1 protein-coding gene is annotated in these 713 nt (G+C 76.3%); it reads right to left on the reverse strand.

What is annotated here, in order from left to right; translation table 11 throughout:
* Window positions 1–713, reverse strand: a 713-nt coding sequence (locus tag KUM32_RS36255; RefSeq protein WP_217146151.1) for an MFS transporter, incomplete at both ends; no start/stop codon positions are given.

Below are 713 nucleotides of genomic sequence, written 5' to 3' on the forward strand. Positions count from 1 at the left end.
GCCCCCACCCGAGCGTGCGCAGCGGGTACGCCTCGGCCAGTCGGCCGCCGACCGCGATGCCCAGCAACCCGCCGACCCCGAACAGCGCCAGCACGGCCGGCACCCAGCCTTCGGCGAGCCCGCTCACCTCCGTCAGCAGCGACGCCAGATAGCTGAAGGTGACGATGACCGCGCCGAAGGTGAACGCCGTGATCGCGTACGAGAGCCACAGGTGCGACCTGGCCATGCCGCGCAGCTCGGCGCGGGCGGAGCCGGCGGGGACGTGCGTGCCGCGCCCGGCGGGGACGGCGAACACCGTGCAGACCAGGCTGACCAGCGTCGCGACGGCCACCGCCCAGAACGCGGCCCGCCACCCCGCGTACTGGCCGAGCAGCGTGCCGGCCGGGACGCCCACGATGGTCGCGAGCGTGAGGCCGCCGGCCACCGTGGCGACGGCCCGGCCGGTGGCGCCCGCCGGCGCGAGGCTGACCGCCGCGGCCAGGGCCACGCCCCAGCAGCCGGCGTAGACGAGCGCGCTGATGACGCGGGTCGCGAACAGCACCCCGTAACCGGGCGCGAGCGCGCCCACCACGTGCGCGGCGATGAAGACGGCCTGGAGCGCGACGAGCGCGGTGCGGCGCGGCCAGCGCAGCGTGGTGAGGGCGAGCAGCGGCGCGCCGACCACCATGCCGATGGCGAAGGCGGAGATCAGCAACCCCGCGTCGGGAATGGAG

The organism is Streptomyces sp. AC627_RSS907, assembly GCF_019049165.1.